Below are 4,971 nucleotides of genomic sequence, written 5' to 3'. Positions count from 1 at the left end.
CGACCGAGCGAGCCGCCCGGCAGGCCCTGGGCGACGACGCGTTCGAGCGCGAATATGCGAGCGGCGCCGCGATGAGTCGCGACGCCGCCCTGAGCCTGTTACGCACCTACCAGCTCGCCGGGTAATGCGTCAGAGCTTCCGTTTGAACGCCCAGACCGAGAGCGGCGCGAAAATGGCGACGATCACGGCAGCACCGATGAGGGTCTGGATGATCGGACCCGTTTCGGCCCCGGTGAGTAGCAGACCACGGACCGCATCGGCGATGGTCGACACTGGGTTGGCATCGACGATGGGCTCCAGCCAGCTGGGCAGCGTTTCCACCGGCACGAAGACGTTGCTGACGAACGTCAACGGGAACAGAATGGTCATGCCGTAGATCTGTACCCGCTCCGGGTCCTTGGCCAGGATGCCGACGACGACACTCGTCCAGGAGAACGCCAGCGCGAACGTCAGCAGGAGACCCACCGCGCCGAGCATGCCGAGAATGCCATTCTCCAGCCGGAACCCGAGGATCATGCCGACGCCGAGTACCAGGAAGATCGACCAGACTTGCTTCACCTGGTCGGCGAGGATCCGACCGGCCAACGGCGCCCAGCGGGCGATCGGTAGCGACCGCAGCCGGTCGAACACGCCCTTGGTCAGGTCGGTGTTGAGACCTTGGCCAACGTAGAGCGTGACGAACAGCATGTTCATCACGATCATGCCGGGCAGCATGAACGTCAGGTACTCCTGCCAGTCGCCGGCGATGGCACCACCGAACATGAAGGTGAACAGCAGGACGAACATGATCGGCTGGATACTGAAGTCGCCCAGCTCCCACGGGTTGTGCCGGACCTGGACTACCGTTCGCCAGGCCAGCGTGAGACTCTGCCGGACGCCGTCGATCGGGCTCACCCGCGGGCTCACGTCCACCTCGGGCAGGCTGCTCGTCTCCCGGGCGGCCGGCGCGGTTGTGGTCGTCGAGGCGGTCATGCTGGGATCCTTTCGGTACGTGTCGCGTCGTCGCTGTCACCGGCAGGACTGCCGGTCAGGGACAGGAACACCTCGTCCAGGCTAGAGCTGCGCAGGGTCAGCTCGGTGACGACGACGCCGGCGTCGTCGAGCCTGCGGACGACGGCCGGGAGCACGGCCGGGTCCGTCACCGATGCGGTGACGAACATGCCGTCTATCTCCGGCGTGGTCGAGGTCAGCTCGGCTACCACCGACGTCACGGTGGCGAGGTGGGCCGCGTCGGCGGGTTGCACGGCCAGCGTCTGGGTGCCGGTCATCGTCTTCAGCTCGGACGATGTGCCCGACGCGATGATCCGGCCATGGTCGATGACGACGATCTCGTCGGCGAGCTCGTCGGCCTCCTCGAGGTACTGAGTGGTCAGCAGCACAGTGACGCCACCGGAGACCAGGCCGCGGATCACACTCCACAGCTCCTTGCGGGCACGCGGGTCGAGCCCGGTCGTGGGCTCGTCCAGATACAGCATGCGGGGCCGCCCGACCAGGCTCGCCGCCAGGTCCAGACGACGGCGCATGCCACCCGAGTAGGTCTCGGCCGCACGGCTCGCCGCATCGCTGAGGTCGAACTCGCCGAGCAGTTCCTTGGCCCGTTGCCTGGCCTCGGCCCGTTCCATTCCGAGCAGCCGGCCGATGAGCAGCAGGTTCTCAGTTCCGGTGAGTTTCTCGTCGACGGCCGCGTACTGTCCGGTCAATCCGATCAGCTGGCGCACCTGGTGCGCTTGGCGGATGACGTCGTAGCCGCCAACGGTGGCGTGGCCGGCGTCGGGCCGCAGCAGTGTGCTCAGCACCCGGACAGCAGTGGTCTTGCCGGCGCCGTTCGGACCGAGCACCCCGAGTACGGTGCCGGTCGGTATCTCCAGGTCGACACCGGCGAGCGCCGTCGTCTCGCCGAAACGCTTGACCAGGCCCTCGGCCTGAATCGCGATGTCGGGTGCAGCGGACATGTCCGTTGTCCTTCCATGCCGATAAATAGTGGATCCGGCCAATGCCGGAGTCCCTCTGACATTGACCATCTTGGCGGTACCTACTGACAGTCCTCGCACACCGCGCTGACATCCGGATGTTTGTGCTGACAGTGCGCTGAGAGCGACACGCCGAGGCGGCGGTGGTCCGGCATTTGCTGTGCTACTCACGTAGTCTGGCGTGACAGATGTGACTCATGTGACTTGTGGTGTGAAGGAGGTTCACATGACCGCGATCGCCGTCGCCATGTTGGGAATCGTGCTGCTGGCCACCGCCATCTTGGGCGTCGCCGGAGTAGCGCACGAACTGACGCGTTCGCGCCGTGGCCGTCGCTGGCTGCGTCGCCGGCGCTATCGCATGCAGGTCCGCGCCGAGTTGGTGGGCGAACTGGTGAGCCACCATCTCCGCGTCGGGCGGCGCGTCATCGCCGAGCGGCTCAGCAAGCCAGTGCCGGTGCATATGCCCCGCCCAGCGATCCCCGCGCGGGGGCACGCGATCTCGCGGTGACCCGGTCTTAGCGATCGCGGTGCTGCCGCGCCATCTCCCGGTGCAGGCCACGCTCACGGGTGCGGGCCACCCTGACAACCTCGACCGGTGAGGGTGAGAGCGGCCGGTGATCCGTGGGAGGATGGGCGCTCGTGGAGTACGTGCTGATAGGTCTTGTTGTCGCTGTCCTGCTCATCGGGGCCGTCCTGGCGCTCGTCGTCCCGCGGCGGAGAGGGCGGGTCGAGCAGCGGCCCGAATCGCCCCGGCCGGGTGTCGACTATGCGCCTGGTGTCGGGGACGACGCGACACCGGCGGTCGACGAGCAGCGGCGGACGGTCTCCGACGTCACGCTTCCGGAGCCGGATACAGCCCCGGCCGAGCCCGAGGTGGACGAGGCGGCGGTCGAGGAGATCGTCTCGACGCCAGTCGAGCGTCCCGAGCCCGCGGCGGGGCGCCTCACCCGGCTGCGAGCGCGGCTGGCGCAGTCGCAGTCGACGCTCGGCCGTGGGCTGCTGGGACTGCTGTCGCGGGAGCGGCTCGACGAGGACACTTGGGAAGAGATCGAGGACACACTGCTGACAGCGGACCTCGGAGTTACCCCGACCCAAGAGCTGGTGGAGCGGCTGCGGACACGTTCCAGGGTCGAGGGCCTGACCGAATCGGGGCAGGCTCGGTCGGTCCTGCGCGAGGAACTGGTCGCCCTGGTGGACCCGTCGCTGGACCGGACGTTGAAGACCGATCGGCACGTAGCCGAGAACCGGCCCGCGGTCGTGCTCGTCGTCGGCGTCAACGGAACTGGGAAGACCACGACGGTCGGAAAGCTCGCCCGGGTGCTGGTAGCCGAGGACCGCGACGTGCTGCTCGCGGCTGCGGACACGTTCCGGGCCGCCGCGGCCGACCAGCTCACCACCTGGGGTGACCGGGTGGGTGTCCCCACGGTACGGGGACCGGAGGGCGGCGATCCGGGCAGCGTCGCGTTTGACGCGGTCAAGGCCGGTACCGACCAGGAAGCCGACGTCGTGCTCGTCGACACCGCGGGGCGGCTGCAGACCAAGGTCGGCTTGATGGACGAGCTGGGCAAGATCAAGCGCGTCGTCGAGAAGCACGGACCCGTCGACGAGGTGCTGCTGGTGATAGATGCGACCACGGGTCAGAACGGCATGATGCAGGCCCGTGTCTTCAGCGAGGTCGTCGACGTCACCGGTGTGGTGCTGACCAAGCTGGACGGCACCGCCAAGGGCGGGATCGTCGTCGCCGTGCAGCGTGAGCTCGGCGTGCCGGTGAAGCTGGTCGGGCTCGGCGAGGGCGCGGACGACCTGGCGCCGTTCGATCCGGAAGAGTTCGTCGACGGCCTCCTCGGCTAGCCCTCTCAACGTCAGACCGGCGTGACGGTCGGCTGAATGGGTAACGGCCCCTGGTATCAGGGATTGTGAACCCGTACATGAGGAGCGAGACGATGGGTGACCCCGAAGACCGGCTGCGGCACGAGGCCGAGGAGCTCAAAGGCAAGGCCAAAGAGAAGGCCGGCGAGGCCACCGACAACGAGCAGGCTCAGGCCGAAGGCAGGACCGAGCAGGCCAAAGGTGGACTGAAAAAGGCCGGCGACAAGCTTAAGGATGCCGCCGAGGAGGCCCGGGACGCGCTGAGAAAGAAGTAGTGACCCGTGACCAGCTGGGCGACGGTGCCGAGCTCCTGTTGCGGCGCTACGGTGGCGACCTGCGCCGGCTGCATGACGACACGGCAGGCGTGGATGAGCTGGAGCGTCGGCTCCAGGAGTCTCCCGGCATCGGACCGTCTGTGTGCGAGCCGCCCGTGACAGATCCACCGTCGACAACGTCAACGAGTCGGTAGCCGGCGTCTGAGATTCGCGTGCCGTCGGTGATGCCGTCGACGGCTGGAAGTCTCCGCGCGCGGGATCCACTCCGGTGGACCCACCAAGGTAGGCTGGCAGGAGTCAACTTCAAGCACCCCGGACCGTGAGGATTCGAAGCCGACGTGTTCGCCACTCTTTCTGACCGCCTGACAGCCACGTTCAAGACGCTGCGCGGAAAAGGTCGCCTCTCCGAGGCAGACATCGACGCGACCGCGCGCGAGATCCGTGTCGCCCTGCTCGAGGCGGACGTCGCCCTGCCGGTGGTGAAGGAGTTCATCGCCGCGGTCAAGGAACGTTCGCGCGGTGCCGAGGTCTCGCAGGCACTCAACCCGGCGCAGCAAGTCATCAAGATCGTCAACGAGGAGCTCGTTCAGATCCTCGGCGGTGAGACCCGCCGGTTGCGGTTCGCCAAGCAGCCGCCGTCGGTCATCATGCTCGCCGGTCTGCAGGGCGCCGGTAAGACGACGCTGGCGGGAAAGCTGGCGCTCTGGTTGAAGGACCAGGGCAAGCAGCCGATGCTGGTGGCCGCCGACTTGCAGCGTCCGAACGCGGTGAACCAGCTTCAGGTCGTCGGTGAGCAGGCCGGCGTCGCCGTGTTCGCACCTGAGCCGGGCAATGGCGTCGGCGACCCGGTGGCGGTT

The 4,971-nt window shown here is 67.5% G+C and carries 6 protein-coding genes; 4 read left to right on the top strand and 2 right to left on the bottom strand.

What is annotated here, in order from left to right; translation table 11 throughout:
• Window positions 1–129: 129 nt before the first annotated feature.
• Complete coding sequence (locus ELR45_RS24635; protein ID WP_129668707.1) at window positions 130–972, bottom strand: ABC transporter permease; 843 nt, start codon at window positions 970–972, stop codon at window positions 130–132.
• Complete coding sequence (locus ELR45_RS24630; RefSeq protein ID WP_129668706.1) at window positions 969–1,952, bottom strand: ATP-binding cassette domain-containing protein; 984 nt, start codon at window positions 1,950–1,952, stop codon at window positions 969–971. Before ELR45_RS24630 ends, ELR45_RS24635 begins: the two co-directional genes overlap by 4 nt.
• A 244-nt stretch (window positions 1,953–2,196) precedes the next feature.
• Here ELR45_RS24630 and ELR45_RS24625 point away from each other — a divergent pair, with 244 nt between their 5' ends.
• The 4 genes from ELR45_RS24625 to ELR45_RS41425 form a co-directional block, all read left to right on the top strand.
• The gene (locus ELR45_RS24625; protein WP_129668705.1) at window positions 2,197–2,478 is read left to right on the top strand and encodes a hypothetical protein; all 282 of its coding nucleotides are present in this window, start codon (window positions 2,197–2,199) and stop codon (window positions 2,476–2,478) included.
• A 131-nt stretch (window positions 2,479–2,609) separates the two neighbouring features.
• Window positions 2,610–3,821: a signal recognition particle-docking protein FtsY gene (gene ftsY, locus ELR45_RS24620; RefSeq protein WP_129668704.1), complete on the top strand. Its 1,212-nt coding sequence runs from the start codon at window positions 2,610–2,612 to the stop codon at window positions 3,819–3,821.
• A 92-nt stretch (window positions 3,822–3,913) separates the two neighbouring features.
• A complete protein-coding gene (locus ELR45_RS24615; protein WP_129668703.1) occupies window positions 3,914–4,114 on the top strand; it encodes a CsbD family protein in 201 nt (66 codons plus the stop codon).
• A gap of 338 nt (window positions 4,115–4,452) precedes the next feature.
• Window positions 4,453–4,971 (top strand): signal recognition particle receptor subunit alpha (locus tag ELR45_RS41425; RefSeq protein ID WP_240760109.1); only part of this gene is annotated, 519 nt, incomplete at its 3' end.

The organism is Phytoactinopolyspora endophytica (genome assembly GCF_004138495.1).
In the GTDB taxonomy this organism is placed as follows: domain Bacteria; phylum Actinomycetota; class Actinomycetes; order Jiangellales; family Jiangellaceae; genus Phytoactinopolyspora; species Phytoactinopolyspora endophytica.
The sequence above is the reverse complement of the archived record's forward strand: the minus strand, read 5'-3'. Positions and strand labels throughout refer to the sequence as shown.